This is a genomic window from Brachybacterium sp. (genome assembly GCF_052095815.1).
In the GTDB taxonomy this organism is placed as follows: Bacteria; Actinomycetota; Actinomycetes; order Actinomycetales; family Dermabacteraceae; genus Brachybacterium.
Genome location: NZ_JBQDLF010000010.1, coordinates 38,059 through 54,037 on the forward strand (window position 1 = coordinate 38,059; position 15,979 = coordinate 54,037).

The window sequence follows — 15,979 nt, forward strand, 5'->3', positions numbered from 1 at the left end:
GTGCTCAGCGCTCGGTGCTTCTCGGGGTGCGGCCTGCTCGTCCCGTGGCGAGCATCGGGGCGAGGAAGTGCCCGGTGTAGGAGCCCGGGGTCTCCGCCACCTGCTCGGGGGTGCCGGTGGCGACGATGCGGCCGCCGCCCGAACCGCCCTCGGGGCCGAGGTCGATGACGTGGTCGGCGGTCTTGATGACGTCGAGGTTGTGCTCGATGACGATCACCGAGTTGCCCTTGTCGACCAGGCCGTTCAGCACCTCGAGGAGCTTGCGGACGTCCTCGAAGTGCAGGCCCGTGGTGGGTTCGTCCAGCACGTAGATGGTGCGTCCGTTGGAGCGTTTGTGCAGCTCGGAGGAGAGCTTCACCCGCTGCGCCTCGCCGCCCGAGAGGGTGGTCGCGGACTGGCCGAGCTTGACGTAGCCCAGGCCCACGTCGACGAGGGTCTGCATCTGGCGGCGGATCGCGGGGACCGCGTCGAAGAACTCGAGCGACTCGGCGATGGACATGCCCAGCACCTCGGCGACGTTCTTGTCCTTGAACTTCACCTCGAGGGTCTCGCGGTTGTAGCGCTGGCCCTTGCAGACCTCGCACTGGACGTAGACGTCCGGCAGGAAGTTCATCTCGATCTTCAACGTGCCATCGCCGGAGCAGGCCTCGCAACGGCCTCCCTTGACGTTGAAGGAGAAGCGCCCGGCGGTGTACCCGCGGATCTTCGCCTCGTTGGTCTGGGCGAACAGGGTGCGCACCCGGTCCCAGACCCCGGTGTAGGTGGCGGGGTTCGAGCGCGGGGTGCGGCCGATCGGCGACTGGTCCACGTGCACGACCTTGTCGAGGTGCTCGAGGCCGGCGACCCGCTTGTGGCGGCCGGGGACGATCCGGGCGCGGTTCAGCTCCTTGGCGAGCACCGCGTAGAGGATGTCGTTGACCAGTGACGACTTTCCGGAGCCGGAGACGCCGGTGACGGCGGTGAGCACGCCGAGGGGGAAGGAGACGTCCTGCCCGACGAGGTTATTGGCGCGTGGGGCGACGACCTTGAGCATCCGCTCCTTGTCGATCTCTCGGCGGGACTCCGGCAGCGGGATCTCGAGCGCTCCGGAGAGGTACCGGCCGGTGAGGCTGGTCTCGTGCTGCTTGAGCCCTTCCACCAGGCCGGAGTAGACGACCTCGCCGCCGTGCTCGCCGGCCAGCGGGCCGATGTCCACCACCCAGTCCGCGGCGTTGAGGGTGTCCTCGTCATGCTCGACCACGATCAGGGTGTTGCCCAGATCGCGCAGCCGCTCGAGGGTGACGATGAGCCGCTCGTTGTCGCGCTGGTGCAGGCCGATCGACGGCTCGTCGAGCACATACAGCACGCCCACCAGGCCGGAACCGATCTGGGTGGCCAGGCGGATGCGCTGGGCCTCACCGCCGGAGAGGGTGCCGGCGGCACGGGCGAGGGAGAGATAGTCCAGGCCCACGTCGAGCAGGAAGCCGAGCCGGGAGCGGATCTCGCGCAGCACCTCGTCGGCGATCTGCGCCTCCCGCACCCCGAGCTCGAGGCTGTCATGGAAGGCGTGCGCCTCACGGATCGACATCTCGGTGACCTCGGCGATGGAGCGCCCGCCGACGGTCACGGCGAGCACCTCGGGTCGCAGCCGGGCACCCTTGCAGGCCGGGCACGGGACCTCGCGCATGAACTGCTCGTAGCGGTCCTTGGCCCAGTTCGACTCGGTGTCGGAGTGGCGCCGCTCGAGGAAGTGCATCACACCCTCGAAGCCGGTCGAATAGGTGCGCTCGCGGCCGAAGCGGTTGCGGTACTTCACGTGGACCTTGTGGTCCTTGCCGTGCAGCAGCGCTTCCTGCGCCCGCTCGGGCAGGGCACGCCAGGGGGTGTCCATCGAGAAGCTCAGCTCCTCGGCGAGGCCGGCCATCACCTCGAGGTGACGGTCGGTGGAGCCCATCGTCCAGGGCGCGATCGCGCCCTCGGCGAGGGTGAGGTCCTCATCCGGGATCACGAGCTCGGGGTCGACCTCGAGCCGCTGGCCGAGCCCGGTGCACTCGGGGCAGGCGCCGTAGGGCGCGTTGAACGAGAAGGTGCGCGGCTCGATGTCGTCGATCGCGAGCGGGTGGTCGTTGGGGCAGGCGCGCTTCTCGGAGAAGCGGCGGATCCGGTCCGGATCCTTCTCGTCCAGGTCCACGAAGTCGACGGACAGGATCCCCTCGGCGAGCCGCAGCGCGGTCTCGACGGAGTCGGTGAGGCGGCGGCGGGAGTCCGGCTTCGCGGCGAGGCGGTCCACCACCACCTCGATGGTGTGCTTGAACTTCTTGTCGAGGGTGATCTCCTCGTCGAGCCGGCGGTTCTCCCCGTCGATGCGGGCGCGGGCGAAACCCTGGGAGCGCAGCGAGCTGAGGAGGTCCACGTGCTCGCCCTTGCGGCCCTGGACCACGGGGGCCAGCAGCTGGAACCGGGTGCCGGGCTCCTCGCCGAGGAGGATGTCCACGATCTGCTCCGCGGAGGAGGAGCTGACCTTCTCACCGCAGACGGGGCAGTGCTGCTCGCCGGTGCGGGAGAACAGCAGACGCAGGTAGTCGTAGATCTCGGTGATGGTGCCGACCGTCGAGCGGGGGTTGCGGTTGGTCGACTTCTGATCGATCGACACCGCAGGGGACAGCCCCTCGATGAGGTCGACGGACGGCTTGTCCATCTGACCCAGGAACTGCCGGGCATAAGCGGAGAGCGACTCCACGTAGCGGCGCTGTCCCTCGGCGAAGATGGTGTCGAAGGCCAGGGAGCTCTTGCCCGACCCGGACAGGCCGGAGAACACCACCAGCTTGTTGCGGGGGATGTCGATGTCGATGTTCTTGAGGTTGTGCTCGCGCGCACCACGGACGACCAGAGATTCAGTCACCGGACCATTCTAGAGGCGAACACCCACCTTCGAACAGTTGTTCGGAGGAGAGGTGGACGACATACTGGGCCCATGAGCGATCACGAGTACACCGGACACGTTGAACCCGGAGGCGAGCCGATGGTGCGCGACCTCCGCCACCTGCAGATCCGCAAGCTCTCCGTGGGCCCGATGAACAACAACGCCTACCTGCTGACCTGTCGGGCCTCGGGAGCTCAGCTGCTGATCGACGCCGCTGCGGATCCCGACGCGCTGCGCCGCATGGTCGCCGCCGGTGGGGAGCACAACGTGCTGGACCTCATCGTGACCACGCACAGCCATCACGACCATGTGGGGGCGCTCGCGGAGATGATGGGCGCCACCGGTGCCCGCACGGCCGCCGGGGAGGCGGATGCCAAGGAGATCACGGAACGGATCGACCTCCCCCTCGCCCACGGTGACGTGCTCCGATTCGGGCAGCAGCAGGTCGAGATCATCCACCTGCGGGGCCACACCCCGGGCTCGGTCGCGGTGCTGCTGCGCGCCGGGGATGAGGGCGATCACCTCTTCACCGGAGATTCTCTGTTCCCGGGCGGGGTGGGCAACACGGAGCAGGATCCGCAGCGCTTCGCGCAGCTCATGGACGACGTCGAGGAGCGGATCTTCGACCGACTCGGGGACGAGACGTGGGTGTACCCGGGCCACGGGGATGACACCACGCTCGGCGCCGAGCGCCCCTCGCTGCCGGCCTGGCGTGAGCGGGGCTGGTGACCCCTCCCTCGTCACCGGCGTCTGTGCCCTCTTCCCTGCCTGCCGTCCCGCCCACGTGGTGCGTCCTCGGTCGCGGCGCTGGCGGGCGCACACGGCTCGTGGCACTCGATGGGCAAGGCAGGCCGCTCGGGGTGGAGGAGGTGGCGGCCGACGGGCTGACTGCGCTGGTCACCCGGTACGAGGCGGAGCATGCCCCGCGCTGGGTCTGGAGCGACGCGGCAGCCTGGTATCCACGACTGCTCGCCGCTGGGGTGACCCTCGAGCGATGTCATGACCTGCGGCTGATCCACCGGATCCTCTGTCACTCGGAGCTCGTCCAATTCGCGCAGGCGCTGCGCGCTGCGACGGGCTGGGACACGCCGCTGGACCCCCACGAGCCGGTGAAGGCTCAGGGCGCCACCCTTTTCGAGCTCGATGTCGCCTCTCCGCGCTCCGGCGGCGTCCCCTCCGACGCGGAGGAGACGCTGGCCGAGTTCGTCCGTCAGCGCACCGCGATCGACACCGCGAGCGATCCGGCACGGCTGCGTCTGCTGATCGCCGCGGAGTCGGCCGGGGCGCTGATCGCCGCCGAGCTGCAGGCCGCTGGGATTCCCTGGGACGTGGCCCATCACGACCGGATCCTCACCGCCGCCCTCGGGCCACGCCCCTCCCCCGGCACGCCGCCAGCGCAGATGGTGCAGACCGGGGCCGAGGTGCGGGCCGCTCTCGGTGACCCGCTGGTGCCGCTGGACTCCCCGCCGAAGCTGCTGCGGGCCTTGCACCGGGCTGGGATCGATGTGCCCTCCACCTCGCAGTGGGAGCTGCAGCAGCATGAGCACCCGGCCATCGAGCCGCTGCTGCGGTACAAGAAGATGTCCCGCCTGCTCACCGCCAACGGCTGGACCTGGCTCGATGAATGGGTGCATGAGGGTCGATATCGCCCCGTCTATGTGCCCGGCGGGGTGGTCACCGGGCGCTGGGCCTCCAGCGGCGGTGGTGCCCTGCAGATCCCGCGCCAGCTGCGCCCGGCGCTCCGCGCCGATCCGGGCTGGCGTCTGGTGAGCGCGGATGTCGCCCAGCTGGAGCCGCGGGTGCTCGCCGCGATGTCCGGGGATCGGGCGATGATCGCTGCGGGGGCCGGCAAGGATCTTTACTCCGGGATCGTGGACGCCGGGATTGTCACCACGCGGCAGGAGGCGAAGATCGGCGTGCTCGGAGCGCTCTACGGGGGCACCACCGGGGACAGCGGAAGGGTGGTGCCGCGGCTGCGGCGGAACTTCCCTGACGCGATGGCGCTGGTCGACGGCGCGGCCGCGACCGGAGAGCGCGGCGGGACGGTCACCACCTGGCTGGGACGCTCCTCCCCCGCACCTGAGGAGGCCTGGTCGCAGGCGCAGCGCGCCGCGAACCAGGTCGATGCGGGGGTCGGTCAGCAGGAGGCGGCGCGGCGCTCCGCCCGGGACCGCGGCCGGTTCACCCGGAACTTCGTTGTCCAGGGCACCGCCGCAGAGTGGGCGCTGTCCTGGATGGCGGCGCTGCGGCTCCAGCTCGCGGCGCTCCCGGAGGTGGCGGAGTCCCAGGCGGCCGCGCCCTCCGGCCCGGTGTTCGCACGAAGGGCGCACCTGGCGTTCTTCCTGCACGACGAGGTGATCGTGCACGCCCCGGCCGAGCAGGCGGAGGCCGCCGCCGAAGCGATCCGGGAATCCGCGAATGCCGCCGGCAGGTTGCTGTTCCCCGGCAGTCCGATCGATTTCCCGCTGGACCTGACGATCAGCGAGCGTTCGGCGGAGAAGTGAGCTCGTGCTCAGTGCGCGTCGAGAGCTTCGAGGTAGTCGAGGCAGGTCTGCAGGATCGCGCGGATCCGACGCTCGAGGACCTCGGCCGGTTCCCGCCGCCCCCAGGGCGAGTCACCCTCGGTGTACTCGGTGAGCAGGGGCCGGATCATGGACATCTCCGTTGCGGTGATCTCGTAGTCGGTGCTGATCACCTGGAGCGTGTCGCGCAGATCTGAGCGCCCGGGCCCTGCGGTGGTGCGGAGCACGTCGATGGCGCCTTCAAGCCAGCCGAGATCGTCCTTGCCATCCTCGGTCACCGACTCCTCCATCTCGGTGGTGACGAGATCGAACAGCATCATGTGTGCGGCGAGATATCCGGGATCCGCATCCTCGTGGTCGTCGTGGGGAAGGCGCGCGGCGCGGCCGATGAGTCGCGCGGCACGTCCCTCGTCACCGTCGGCCAGCGCGAGCAGCGCTTTACGGAGCAGCTGCCTCGCGCCCTCGGCCGCAGCGATGCTGAAGGGCTGCAGGGTGCGCCCGGAGGTGCCCTCGGTGTTCCCGAAGCCGGTGTCGTCGAGGGCCAGAAGGTGCTGTTCGAGGTCGCCGATCTGTTCGCCGCGCATGGCGTCGAGCCTACGCGGGCCGGGCCCTATGCGCTCTCGTCAGAGCTCCGGTCGGATCGTCAGCTGGCGTTCTCGTCCTCCGGGCTCGAGGGCACGCGGTCCCCGAGCGCATTCACTCCCAGCATCAGTGCCCCGGAGGCGAGCCCCATCATCACGCGGGGAGCGGGCACACCCCGTCGGCGCAGCAGGTTCTCGATCCCGCGGTCCAGGCAGATGCTCGCTGCCCCGGCTCCGGCCACCACGCCGCCGAAGGCCAGGGACAGGGCGCACTGGGAGACGGTCGACATGCTCGACCCGCGAGACGGCTCGTCAGTGATCCTGTCCGCACGTCGGGCCAAGGATGAGCGGGATGCATAGTGCTGGAACGCGAGCAGCATGATGGCCGATGTGGCGGCGGCGGGGACCACGATGTAGCCGGTCTGCACCGGGCGTGGCAAGCGGTGCAGCGGGATCATTCCGACGCCGATCGTCACGGCGGTGCTGACGGCGTGGGTCAGGATCCGAGAACCTGGGGGCTTGGACATGGGCATTCTCCTCGATCACGTGAAGGTGGCGCGACGTGCTCGGTGCGGGAGGGCAGGCCGCGCCGTCGACTCGCGCCGTCGACGTGGTCACGACGCTACCGGCGGACACCGCCTTCCGCCGCCGACGATCGTCGGCGCGGTGGATGACCTTCGACGGGTCAGGCGCAGGCGCACCATCCATGCGAGACGATGGGTGCATGCGTCTGTGGTCACTGCACCCCCGCCACCTCGATCGCCAGGGCCTCACCGGCTGCTGGCGGGAATCGTTGCTGGCCCAAGCGGTGCTCGCTGGACGGACACGGGGCTACCGCGCGCACCCGCAGCTGGAGCGGTTCCGGGCGCATTCCGAGCCGGTCGCCGCCGTCGGCGCCTATCTCGCAGCCGTCGCGCAGGAAGCGACCGAGCGGGGCTACCGCTTCGATCTCACGCGCATCGATCTCCCGCCGGGAGCGGGCGTGCAACCAGCTCCTATTCCGGTGACGGACGGCCAGCTCGCGCTCGAGTGGACGCATCTGCTCGCGAAGCTCGAGCGCCGAAGCCCTGTGTTGTGGGAGCAGGAACGTCAGCTCCATCAGCCCGAGGTGCATCCGCTGTTCGAGGTCATTCCAGGACTTGTCGAGTCATGGGAGCGTGAGCCCGAACGTCGCGAGCGTTGACTGCGGGGTCGCTCGAGGCACCTCGGCTGTACATCAGAAGCACTCTTCGGATCTGGTGAGATCTGCCGTGCCGCAACCAGACGAGAGCCCCTCCTCTGCGCACTTCGGAAGCATCCTTCCGATAGGACGCTCAGTGTGGGATAGCGGCACCCATCAGCCACCGTTTCGGAAGGATCTCTCCGGTATGGCACGCACCGCGTCTCTCAGGAGCGCTGCACCGCCCGCAGCTCCTTCTTGAGCTCCTGCACCTCATCCCGCAGCCGGCCCGCGACCTCGAACTGGAGGTTCTCCGCCGCCTGGTGCATCTGGGCGGTCATCTCATCGATCATGCCGGTCAGCGCGCCCACCGGATCATCGCCGAGGTCCACGCTGCGTCCCTTGACCGCGTCGACGGCGTTGGCCCGGGCGCGATCCCGGGCCACTCGCTCCTTGCCGGAGCGGTAGTCGGTGGACATCAGGGTGTCGGTGTCGATGTCCTCGCGGGCGAGCATGTCCGTGACATCCGCGATGCGCTTGCGCAGCGGGGTGGGGTCGATGCCGTGCTCGAGGTTGTAGGCGACCTGCTTCTCGCGGCGCCGGTTGGTCTCTTCGATCGCGGACTCCATCGAGTCGGTGATCCGGTCCGCGTACATATGCACCTGGCCGGAGACGTTGCGGGCGGCGCGGCCGATCGTCTGGATGAGTGAGGTGCGGGAGCGCAGGAAGCCCTCCTTGTCCGCGTCGAGGATCGCGACCAGCGACACCTCGGGCAGGTCCAGGCCCTCGCGCAGCAGGTTGATGCCCACCAGCACGTCGTACTCCCCCAGCCGCAGGGAGCGCAGCAGCTCGATCCGGCGCAGGGTGTCGACGTCCGAGTGCAGGTACTGCACCCGCACGCCGTTCTCCAGCAAGAAGTCGGTGAGATCCTCCGCCATGCGCTTGGTGAGCGTGGTGACCAGCACCCGCTCATCGCGCTGGACCCGCTTCTCGATCTCCTCGCGCAGGTCGTCGATCTGGCCCTTGACGGGCTTGACGATCACCTCCGGGTCGACCAGGCCCGTCGGCCGGATGATCTGCTCGACCACGCCGTCGGACTTCCCGAGCTCATAGGCGGCGGGAGTGGCGGAGAGGTAGACCGTCTGACCGGTGCGCTTGGTGAACTCGGAGAAGGTGAGCGGCCGGTTATCGAGCGCCGAGGGCAGGCGGAAGCCGAAGTCGACCAGGGTGCGCTTGCGGGAGCGGTCCCCCTCGTACATCGCGCCGATCTGCGGGACGGTCACATGGGACTCGTCGATCACCAGCAGGAAGTCCTCGGGGAAGTAGTCCATGAGGGTGTTCGGGGCCGTGCCGGGCGCACGGCCGTCGAGGTGGCGGGAGTAGTTCTCCACCCCGTTGGTGGAGCCCATCTGGCGCAGCATCTCGAGGTCGTGGGTGGTGCGCATGCGCAGCCGCTGCGCCTCGAGCAGCTTGTTCTGATGCTCGAGCTCCTCGAGCCGTTCGGCGAGCTCGATCTCGATGGTGCCGATCGCACGGGAGAGCCGTTCAGGTCCGGCGACGTAGTGGGAGGCGGGGAAGATGTGGATGTGGTCCTCCTGGCGGATCACCTCTCCCGTCATCGGATGCAGGGTATAGATCGCGTCGATCTCGTCCCCGAAGAACTCGATGCGGATCGCGAGCTCCTCGTACATCGGAATGATCTCCACGGTGTCGCCGCGCACCCGGAAGGTCCCGCGCTCGAAGGCGATGTCGTTGCGGTCGTACTGCATGTCCACGAAGCGGGTCAGCAGCTCGTCCCGGTCCAGCTCCTGACCGACCTTCAGCTGCACCATCCGGTCCACATACTCCTGCGGGGTGCCCAGGCCGTAGATGCAGGAGACGGAGGAGACCACGACCACGTCGCGCCGGGTGAGCAGGGAGTTGGTGGCGCTGTGGCGCAGCCGCTCCACCTCGGCGTTGATCGAGGAGTCCTTCTCGATGTAGGTGTCCGACTGGGGGACGTACGCCTCGGGCTGGTAGTAGTCGTAGTACGAGACGAAGTACTCCACCGCGTTGTGCGGGAGCAGCTCACGGAACTCGCTCGCGAGCTGGGCGGCGAGGGTCTTGTTGTGCGCCATGATCAGGGTGGGCCGCTGCACCTGCTCGATCAGCCAGGCCGTGGTCGCGGACTTGCCGGTGCCGGTCGCGCCCAGCAGCACCACATCCTGCTCGCCATCGTTGATGCGGCGGGTGAGGTCGGCGATCGCGGTCGGCTGATCACCCGAGGGCGTGTACTCGGAGACGACTTCGAAGGGATGCTCGGAGCGGACCAGATCGGTGACGGGACGCATTCCCCGAGCCTACGACTCAGGGCCGACGGACGACATGCCCGCCCGGCGGCGTCAGCGCAGGGCGGAATCCTCGAGCTCGGCGAGGACCGTCTGCAGGGCGTGCAGGGCGCGGACCGAGAGGGTCTCCCGCTCCGCGGTGTTCAGCACCAGACGATCGGCGCGACGGATCCGTTCGAGGTCGGTGACCTGCGCGGTCATGATCGCCTCGACATAGGCGCGATCCTTCCCGCGGTCACGCATCACCCGGGAGATGCGGTCCTCGCGCCGGGCGAGCACCACGACGACCGAGCGGTAGTCCGCGTCGTGGTGCATCTCGAGCAGAAGAGGGCTGTCGTGGATGACGAGCCGCTCCCCCGCCCGGGCCGCCTCCTGCTCCTCCCGGGCCACCGCCTCATCGACCCGGGATAGCACGATGTGCTCGAGATCTACCCGGGCGGCGGCGTCGGCGAACACCAGGCGCGCCATCGCCGCCCGGTCGATCGTGCCGCTCTCGGTGCGGAACTCCTCGCCGAAACGGGCGATCGCCTCCTCCACGCCGTCGCCGGGCACGTCCAGCACGGCGCGGGAGTGGGCATCGAGGTCGATCACCCGGTGGCCGGCCTCGCCCCAGATCGCGGCGACAGTCGACTTGCCGGAGCCGATGCCGCCGGTGAGCCCCAGGCGCAGCGGGGTGGTGAGCGTGGTCATGACCAGATCGTACGGTCCGCCGCTCCTGCCCGGCGCGTACTACCGTCGAACCTGTGGACCCTCTCGAGCTGCTCGTGACCAACGACTTCCTGCGCATCCTGGATCTGGTGGGGGTCTTCGTGATGGGCGTTGCCGCCGGGGCGCTGGCCTCCCGGCTGAACTTCGATGCGGTGGGCTTCGCGATTATCGGAATTGCCGCCGGGCTCGGCGGCGGCATCGTGCGCGACCTGATCCTCGATCTCGGCGTCCCGGCCGCCTTCTCGGGCCCCTGGTATCTGACCTGCGCCCTGGCAGGGGCGGGCTTCTCCTTCTTCATCTCCACCGACGGACCCTGGTGGCGGCGCACAGTGACGGTGCTGGACATCGCCGCGATGGGGCTGTGGGCGGCGACCGGCACCGCGAAGTCGCTCGCCTACGGTCTGGACGTGCTGCCCGCGATCCTGCTGGGCGTCACGAGCGCCGTGGGCGGCGGGGTGATCCGCGACGTGCTGGTGGGACGGATCCCGGCGATCTTCGGCGGCGGTCCGCTGTATGCCACTGGAGCCCTGGTCACCGCGGTGCTGACCTGGGGCGTCTTCGCGCTCGGCCTGCCCTCGGGGACGGTGCTGGTGGCGGTGACGATCGGGTCCCTGCTCGCCGGGGTCGCCGCCTGGCGCCGCTGGACGCTGCCCGGCCACAGCGAATGGCAGGTGACGATGTCCGCGTCCCAGCTCAAGCAGCTGGTGCGTCGAACGCGCAAGAGCGAGCGGGAGCGTGTCGCGCACGAGACCGGGACGATCCCGGTGGTCGATGCAGGCACCGATGATCTGGCCGAGGACTCCTTCGCGGACGACCTCGACGCCGGCGGCTACGAGGACCGCATCTTCCCCCACGCCGACGTCGAGGAGCTGCCGGGGACGGCCGAGCACGAGCGCCGCGCACGCGACGACGACGGCCCCGAGGGCCCGGAACGACTCTGAGGAGCTCTGCTCAGGGACGCAGCAGCTCGAGCATCCGGGAGACATCCTCCGCGGCGAGCTGCCCGGGGGCCGAGCCGGCGCCGACGGTCGCGAACGTCGCGGCGCTGCCGAAGGTCTCGGCCGCGACGCGGCTGCTCGCACCCAGCGGTCCCATGCTGATCGCGATGTGCGGGCCCGAGAGGTCCTCGGCAACGGTGAGGCTCGCCGAGAGCAGAGTGAGGACGTCCCGCGGGCTGCGCGGGGTGACGGCGATCTTCGGGACGTCGGCCCCGAGCCGGCGCTGGGAGCGCAGGATCTCCACCAGCGTCTCCTCCGACGGGGTCGAGTCCATGTCGTGGAACGAGCCGACGACCACGGTGCCGTGACGGTGCGCGGCGGAGATCACCCGGGAGACGGTCCCCGGATCGCGTGAGGTCTCGATGTCCACCAGGTCGACCGCGGCCTGGGTGCCCGCGCGGCGGCCGCCGATCAGGCTCTCGAGCAGGATTCCCAGGTCACGGTCCGAAAGTGCCCTGGCTCCGCCCTCAGCTGCGGTGCGGAAGGTGACCAGCAGCGCCTTGTCCGGCCCCAGCTGTCCCCGCAGGCGGGGCAGAGCGGCCAGCACCGCATCGCGATGGTCCGAGACGTCCTCGAGGTCCGGCCGGAAGCGGTCCAGGCGCCATTCCACGATCCGGGCCCGGGTGCCCACGGCAGCCGCGGCCTGTTCCAGCAGCGTCTCCTCGTCGGGCTCGACCAGGGGCACGATGATCTCCGGCCGTGCGCGGCCCAGCTCGATGCCGCGCACCGTGGCGGTGCGGCGACGCACGTCGGTCCCCGGCGCGGTGACGCTGTCGGGGCTGGAGCTCTCACTCTCGGGCGTGGTCTCGTGGTTCATCTCGGTCCTCACTCCTCGGTGATGGCGGCGTAGGCGGACAGCAGCAGGGCCGGGTCGGGTCCCTCGATCCGGGAGACCACCCCGATCCGGTCGAGCACCACGAAGCGCAGCAGCCCGGCACGGGTCTTCTTGTCCCGCTTCATGGCGTCCTCGAGCTTCGGCCACTGGCGGTCGCGATAGGTGGTGGGCAACCCCAGCGAGGTGAGGATCGTGCGGTGACGATCCACATCGGCTTCGGACAGCTTCCCGGCGAGGTGGGAGAGCTCGGCCACGAACATCATCCCCACGCTCACCGCGGCTCCATGGCGCCACAGGTAGCGCTCATTGCGCTCGATCGCATGGGCGAGCGTATGCCCGTAGTTGAGGATCTCGCGTTCACCGGACTCCCGCAGATCCGCGGAGACGACTCGCGCCTTGACCCGGATGGCACGCTCGATCACCTCGCGGAACGCATCGCTGGACACATCGAGGACCGCCGCCGGATCTGCCTCGACGATCTCCAGGATCCGCTCGTCCGCGATGAATCCGGCCTTCACCGTCTCCGCGAGGCCGGCCGCGACGTCGTTGGCTGCGAGAGCGGCGAGCACATCGAGGTCGGCGAGCACTGCGATCGGCGGGTGGAAGGCACCGACCAGGTTCTTGCCCTCGGAGGTGTTGATGCCGGTCTTGCCTCCCACGGCGGCATCCACCATCGCGGACACCGTGGTGGGGACCTGGAGCACGTCGATGCCCCGCAGCCAGGTCGCGGCGACGAAGCCCGCCAGATCGGTGGCGGCGCCTCCGCCCAGGCCGATCACCAGGTCTCCCCGGCCGATCTCCGCCTGTCCGCACACGCCCCAGAGGAACCCGGCGACCTGCGCCGTCTTGGCCTCCTCAGCATCGGGAACCTCGGCGGCGAAGGCCTTTCGTCCGGTCTCGGCGACGATCGATCGGACCTGCTCCGCCACCTCGCGCAGGCTCGGCTGGTGGATGATCACGACCCTGCGCGCACGCTCGGGCAGCACAGCGGGCAGCTCGGCCAGCAGGCCGCGGCCGACGTGCACGTCATAGCCGCCGGTCGGGGTGGTCACCGGGATGACGGTGGTGCTCATGCGGTCTCCTTCTCAGGGTCGGTCGGCAGGGGAAGCTGCAGGGTGCGGATGATCGTGCGGGCCACGCGCGCAGGGCTGCCGTGACCGGAATCGATGCGGTGCGCCGCCACATCGCGATAGTTGCCGCCGCGCTCCTCAGCGAGCTCTCGCCAGCGCACCATGGGGTCTTTGCCCGCGAGCATCGGTCGGCCCGCGCCGTAGGAGAGGCGCCGGGCCGCGATGTGCTCCTCGACCTCGAGCAGCACGACCGGCCGGCCCCGCAGCAGCTCAGCAGAGGCCGGATGCACGGGGGCGCCGCCGCCCAGGGAGAGCACCCCGTCGCATTCGGTGAGCGCGCGGGCGAGGGTCCGGGACTCGAGCTCGCGGAAGGCGGGCTCGCCCTCCTCCGCGAAGAGTGTGGGGATGCTGCGGCCCGCGGCCTCGACGATCAGCGCGTCCAGATCGGCGAAGTCGACACCCAGCCGGGAGGCGAGAGCGCGACCCACGCTGGTCTTGCCCGCTGCCATCGGACCGATGAGGATGACGAGCGGGCCCGTCACGAGGCGGGGCCCGGTCGGCGGTCAGTCAGTGCCGACTGCAGAGCGTTCGTCCCCTCCAGGTGGGCGCGGATCTCGGCGACGGAGTCACCACCGGTCTTCTCGAGCAGCGCGTCCGCCAGGGCGAGCGCCACCATCGCCTCGGCGATCACTGCGGCGGGCGCCACCGCGCAGGTGTCGGAGCGCTGATGGTTCGCGGTGGTCTGCTCGCCGGTGGAGACGTCGACCGTGCGCAGTGCACGGGGAACGGTGGAGATCGGCTTCAGAGCGCCGCGCACGCGGATCACCTGGCCGTTGCTCATGCCACCCTCGAGACCGCCGGCGCGGTTGGTCACGCGGGGGAACGTCCTCGATGCGCCGGAGTCGGAATCGCCGGTGGCGAGGATCTCGTCATGCGCCTCGGAGCCGCGCCGACCGGCGGTGGCGAACCCGTCACCGATCTCCACGCCCTTCATCGCCTGGATGGACATCATCGCCTGGGCCAGCCGGCCGTCGAGGCGGCGATCCCACTGCGTGTGGGAGCCGAGGCCGACGGGCACTCCGTAGGCCAGCACCTCGACCACGCCGCCGAGGGTGTCACCGTCGGCCTTGGCCGCGTCGACCTCCGCGATCATCGCCGCGGACGAACCGCGATCGAAGCAGCGCAGCGGATCGGCGTCCAGAGCAGCGAGATCGTCCGGGGTGGGCAGCGGCGCCTCATCGGGGACTCGCACGCTCCCCACCTGCAGGGTGTGGGACACCAGCCGGATCCCGGCAGCCTGTTCGAGCAGCGCGGCGGCGACGCGACCCGCCACCACTCGGGCAGCGGTCTCGCGTGCGCTGGCACGTTCGAGGATCGGGCGGGCCTCATCGAAGCCGTACTTCAGCATCCCGGAGAGATCGGCGTGCCCGGGGCGCGGCCGCGAGAGCGGACGGTTGCGCGCGATCTCGCGCTCGTCCCCGGTGCCGGCATCGACCAGGAGGTCCTCACGGGCCACCGGGTCGGCGCTCATGACCTTCTCCCACTTCGGCCACTCCGAGTTCGCGACCTCGATCGCGAGCGGGGAGCCGAGGGTCAGTCCGTGACGCAGCCCGCCGTGGATGGTGAGCACATCCTGTTCGAACTTCTGGCGGCTGCCACGGCCGTGTCCGAGCCGACGACGCGCGAGCGCGTCCTTCAGGTCGTCACTGGTCAGCTCGATACCGGCGGGGACGCCGTCGAGCAGGGAGATCAGGGAGGGGCCGTGGGATTCCCCGGCGGTGAACCAGCGCAACATGGCGTTCATTCTGTCATGACGCGCTGGCACGAAGGGTCCATGTCCGTGCGGTGGGAGCGCAGGCGAGGAATGACCCGCGACGCACCGGCCCCGGCCGCTCTCTGCTCACATCGGCCCTGGCCCATCCCGTCCGTGCCGGTGCGGTGCGTTCAGTCCTCGCCCAGCTCCACGGACTCCATCGGGGTGAGCCTTCCGACCAGTGGAACCACGTCCGCGATGCCGTCGAGCACCGCAGTGGGCCGGTACGGATACCGGATGATCTCGTCCGCCTGCGTCGATCCCGAGAGCACCAGCAACGAGCGCATCCCGGCCTCGAGACCGGACTTCACATCCGTGTCCATCCGGTCCCCGATCATGATCGAGGTCTCCGAATGGGCGCCGATCCGGTTCAGAGCGGTGCGCATCATCAGCGGGTTGGGCTTGCCGACGTAGTACGGCTGGATCCCGGTGGCGGCGGTGATCATCGCCGCGACCGAGCCGGTGGCCGGCAGCGGCCCCTCAGCGCTGGGTCCGGTGACGTCCGGATTGGTGGCGATGAACTTCGCCCCTCGCGCGATCAGGCGGATCGCGCGGGTGATCGCCTCGAAGGAGTAGGTGCGGGTCTCCCCCAGCACCACGAAGTCGACATCGGAGTCGGCGAGGATGAACCCCTCCTCGTGCATGGCGCTGGTCAGGCCCGCTTCGCCGATCACATAGGCGGCCGCGCCCGGCTGCTGCTCCGCGAGGAAGCGAGCGGTGGCCAGGGCGCTGGTCCAGATCGCGGCTTCAGGGATGTCGATGCCGCTGCGAGAGAGCCGCGCCCGCAGATCCCGCGGGGTGAAGATCGAGTTGTTGGTCAGCACCAGGAACGGGCGGCCGTACTGCTGCAGCGCAGCGATGAAGTCAGCTGCCCCGGGCAGTGCGGCATCCTCGTGGACGAGCACGCCGTCCATGTCGGTGAGCCAGGAGTGGATCGGGTGGTCATCGAGCGCGGTGGTCATGGCACCAGTCTGCCGTACCACCGCCACCGGGCGCGACGTGGCCCGAGACGCGACGACGGGCGCCACCCGAAGGTGACGCCCGTCGTCGATGTCGATCGCTGA

At 69.8% G+C, this 15,979-nt stretch carries 14 protein-coding genes; 4 read left to right on the forward strand and 10 right to left on the reverse strand.

All coding sequences use genetic code 11. The annotated features are described in order from the left end of the window. Positions 1–4 precede the first annotated feature (4 nt). Complete coding sequence (uvrA, locus tag ACTH43_RS06195) at positions 5–2,881, reverse strand: excinuclease ABC subunit UvrA (RefSeq protein ID WP_441444052.1); 2,877 nt, start codon at positions 2,879–2,881, stop codon at positions 5–7. A 72-nt stretch (positions 2,882–2,953) separates the two neighbouring features. On the opposite strand from uvrA, the gene ACTH43_RS06200 reads away from it, so the two are divergent. Together ACTH43_RS06200 and ACTH43_RS06205 are read left to right on the forward strand one after the other, a co-directional pair. Then, the gene (locus ACTH43_RS06200) at positions 2,954–3,631 is read left to right on the forward strand and encodes an MBL fold metallo-hydrolase (protein ID WP_441444053.1); all 678 of its coding nucleotides are present in this window, start codon (positions 2,954–2,956) and stop codon (positions 3,629–3,631) included. A 23-nt stretch (positions 3,632–3,654) separates the two neighbouring features. Next, positions 3,655–5,406: a bifunctional 3'-5' exonuclease/DNA polymerase gene (locus ACTH43_RS06205; protein ID WP_441444054.1), complete on the forward strand. Its 1,752-nt coding sequence runs from the start codon at positions 3,655–3,657 to the stop codon at positions 5,404–5,406. An 8-nt stretch (positions 5,407–5,414) separates the two neighbouring features. Here the strand turns inward: ACTH43_RS06205 and ACTH43_RS06210 are convergent, their stop codons facing one another. Further along, a complete protein-coding gene (locus ACTH43_RS06210) occupies positions 5,415–6,008 on the reverse strand; it encodes a hypothetical protein (protein WP_441444055.1) in 594 nt (197 codons plus the stop codon). 59 nt (positions 6,009–6,067) lie between these two features. After that, positions 6,068–6,532 (reverse strand): hypothetical protein, encoded by a 465-nt coding sequence (locus ACTH43_RS06215; RefSeq protein WP_441444056.1) that lies wholly within the window; start codon positions 6,530–6,532, stop codon positions 6,068–6,070. Between the two features lie 197 nt (positions 6,533–6,729). Here ACTH43_RS06215 and ACTH43_RS06220 point away from each other — a divergent pair, with 197 nt between their 5' ends. Beyond that, positions 6,730–7,188 (forward strand): pyrimidine dimer DNA glycosylase/endonuclease V, encoded by a 459-nt coding sequence (locus ACTH43_RS06220; protein ID WP_441444116.1) that lies wholly within the window; start codon positions 6,730–6,732, stop codon positions 7,186–7,188. 203 nt (positions 7,189–7,391) lie between these two features. Here the strand turns inward: ACTH43_RS06220 and uvrB are convergent, their stop codons facing one another. Next, positions 7,392–9,494, reverse strand: coding sequence for an excinuclease ABC subunit UvrB (gene uvrB / locus ACTH43_RS06225; protein ID WP_441444057.1), 2,103 nt, complete (start codon positions 9,492–9,494; stop codon positions 7,392–7,394). 51 nt (positions 9,495–9,545) lie between these two features. Next, positions 9,546–10,181, reverse strand: a complete 636-nt coding sequence (gene coaE / locus ACTH43_RS06230) for a dephospho-CoA kinase (protein WP_441444058.1) — start codon at positions 10,179–10,181, stop codon at positions 9,546–9,548. 53 nt (positions 10,182–10,234) lie between these two features. Here coaE and ACTH43_RS06235 point away from each other — a divergent pair, with 53 nt between their 5' ends. Continuing rightward, positions 10,235–11,140 (forward strand): trimeric intracellular cation channel family protein, encoded by a 906-nt coding sequence (locus ACTH43_RS06235; RefSeq protein ID WP_441444059.1) that lies wholly within the window; start codon positions 10,235–10,237, stop codon positions 11,138–11,140. A 10-nt stretch (positions 11,141–11,150) separates the two neighbouring features. On the opposite strand, the gene aroD is transcribed toward ACTH43_RS06235, so the two are convergent. The 5 genes from aroD to ACTH43_RS06260 form a co-directional block, all read right to left on the reverse strand. Further along, entirely contained in the window at positions 11,151–12,014 is an 864-nt protein-coding gene (gene aroD, locus ACTH43_RS06240; RefSeq protein WP_441444060.1) for a type I 3-dehydroquinate dehydratase, read from the reverse strand. Positions 12,015–12,022: 8 nt separating this feature from the next. Beyond that, positions 12,023–13,105: a 3-dehydroquinate synthase gene (gene aroB, locus ACTH43_RS06245; RefSeq protein WP_441444061.1), complete on the reverse strand. Its 1,083-nt coding sequence runs from the start codon at positions 13,103–13,105 to the stop codon at positions 12,023–12,025. Then, positions 13,102–13,611 (reverse strand): shikimate kinase, encoded by a 510-nt coding sequence (locus ACTH43_RS06250; RefSeq protein ID WP_441444062.1) that lies wholly within the window; start codon positions 13,609–13,611, stop codon positions 13,102–13,104. The genes aroB and ACTH43_RS06250 overlap by 4 nt, the downstream gene beginning before the upstream one ends. 29 nt (positions 13,612–13,640) lie before the next feature. Continuing rightward, positions 13,641–14,897 carry a chorismate synthase gene (gene aroC / locus ACTH43_RS06255; RefSeq protein ID WP_441444063.1) on the reverse strand — a complete coding sequence of 419 codons (1,257 nt, stop codon included), beginning with the start codon at positions 14,895–14,897 and terminating at the stop codon, positions 13,641–13,643. A gap of 149 nt (positions 14,898–15,046) precedes the next feature. Beyond that, a complete protein-coding gene (locus ACTH43_RS06260; RefSeq protein WP_441444064.1) occupies positions 15,047–15,877 on the reverse strand; it encodes an HAD-IIA family hydrolase in 831 nt (276 codons plus the stop codon). Positions 15,878–15,979: the final 102 nt, after the last annotated feature.

What these genes read in the sequence shown, in the direction of transcription:
- ACTH43_RS06200 (WP_441444053.1), top strand. Translation starts at nt 2,954, where the DNA reads ATGAGCGATCACGAGTACACCGGACACGTTGAACCCGGAGGCGAGCCG.
- ACTH43_RS06210 (WP_441444055.1), bottom strand. Translation starts at nt 6,008, where the DNA reads ATGCGCGGCGAACAGATCGGCGACCTCGAACAGCACCTTCTGGCCCTC.
- ACTH43_RS06215 (WP_441444056.1), bottom strand. Translation starts at nt 6,532, where the DNA reads ATGTCCAAGCCCCCAGGTTCTCGGATCCTGACCCACGCCGTCAGCACC.
- ACTH43_RS06220 (WP_441444116.1), top strand. Translation starts at nt 6,730, where the DNA reads ATGCGTCTGTGGTCACTGCACCCCCGCCACCTCGATCGCCAGGGCCTC.
- uvrB (WP_441444057.1), bottom strand. Translation starts at nt 9,494, where the DNA reads ATGCGTCCCGTCACCGATCTGGTCCGCTCCGAGCATCCCTTCGAAGTC.
- coaE (WP_441444058.1), bottom strand. Translation starts at nt 10,181, where the DNA reads ATGACCACGCTCACCACCCCGCTGCGCCTGGGGCTCACCGGCGGCATC.
- aroD (WP_441444060.1), bottom strand. Translation starts at nt 12,014, where the DNA reads ATGAACCACGAGACCACGCCCGAGAGTGAGAGCTCCAGCCCCGACAGC.
- aroB (WP_441444061.1), bottom strand. Translation starts at nt 13,105, where the DNA reads ATGAGCACCACCGTCATCCCGGTGACCACCCCGACCGGCGGCTATGAC.
- ACTH43_RS06250 (WP_441444062.1), bottom strand. Translation starts at nt 13,611, where the DNA reads ATGGCAGCGGGCAAGACCAGCGTGGGTCGCGCTCTCGCCTCCCGGCTG.
- aroC (WP_441444063.1), bottom strand. Translation starts at nt 14,897, where the DNA reads ATGTTGCGCTGGTTCACCGCCGGGGAATCCCACGGCCCCTCCCTGATC.
- ACTH43_RS06260 (WP_441444064.1), bottom strand. Translation starts at nt 15,877, where the DNA reads ATGACCACCGCGCTCGATGACCACCCGATCCACTCCTGGCTCACCGAC.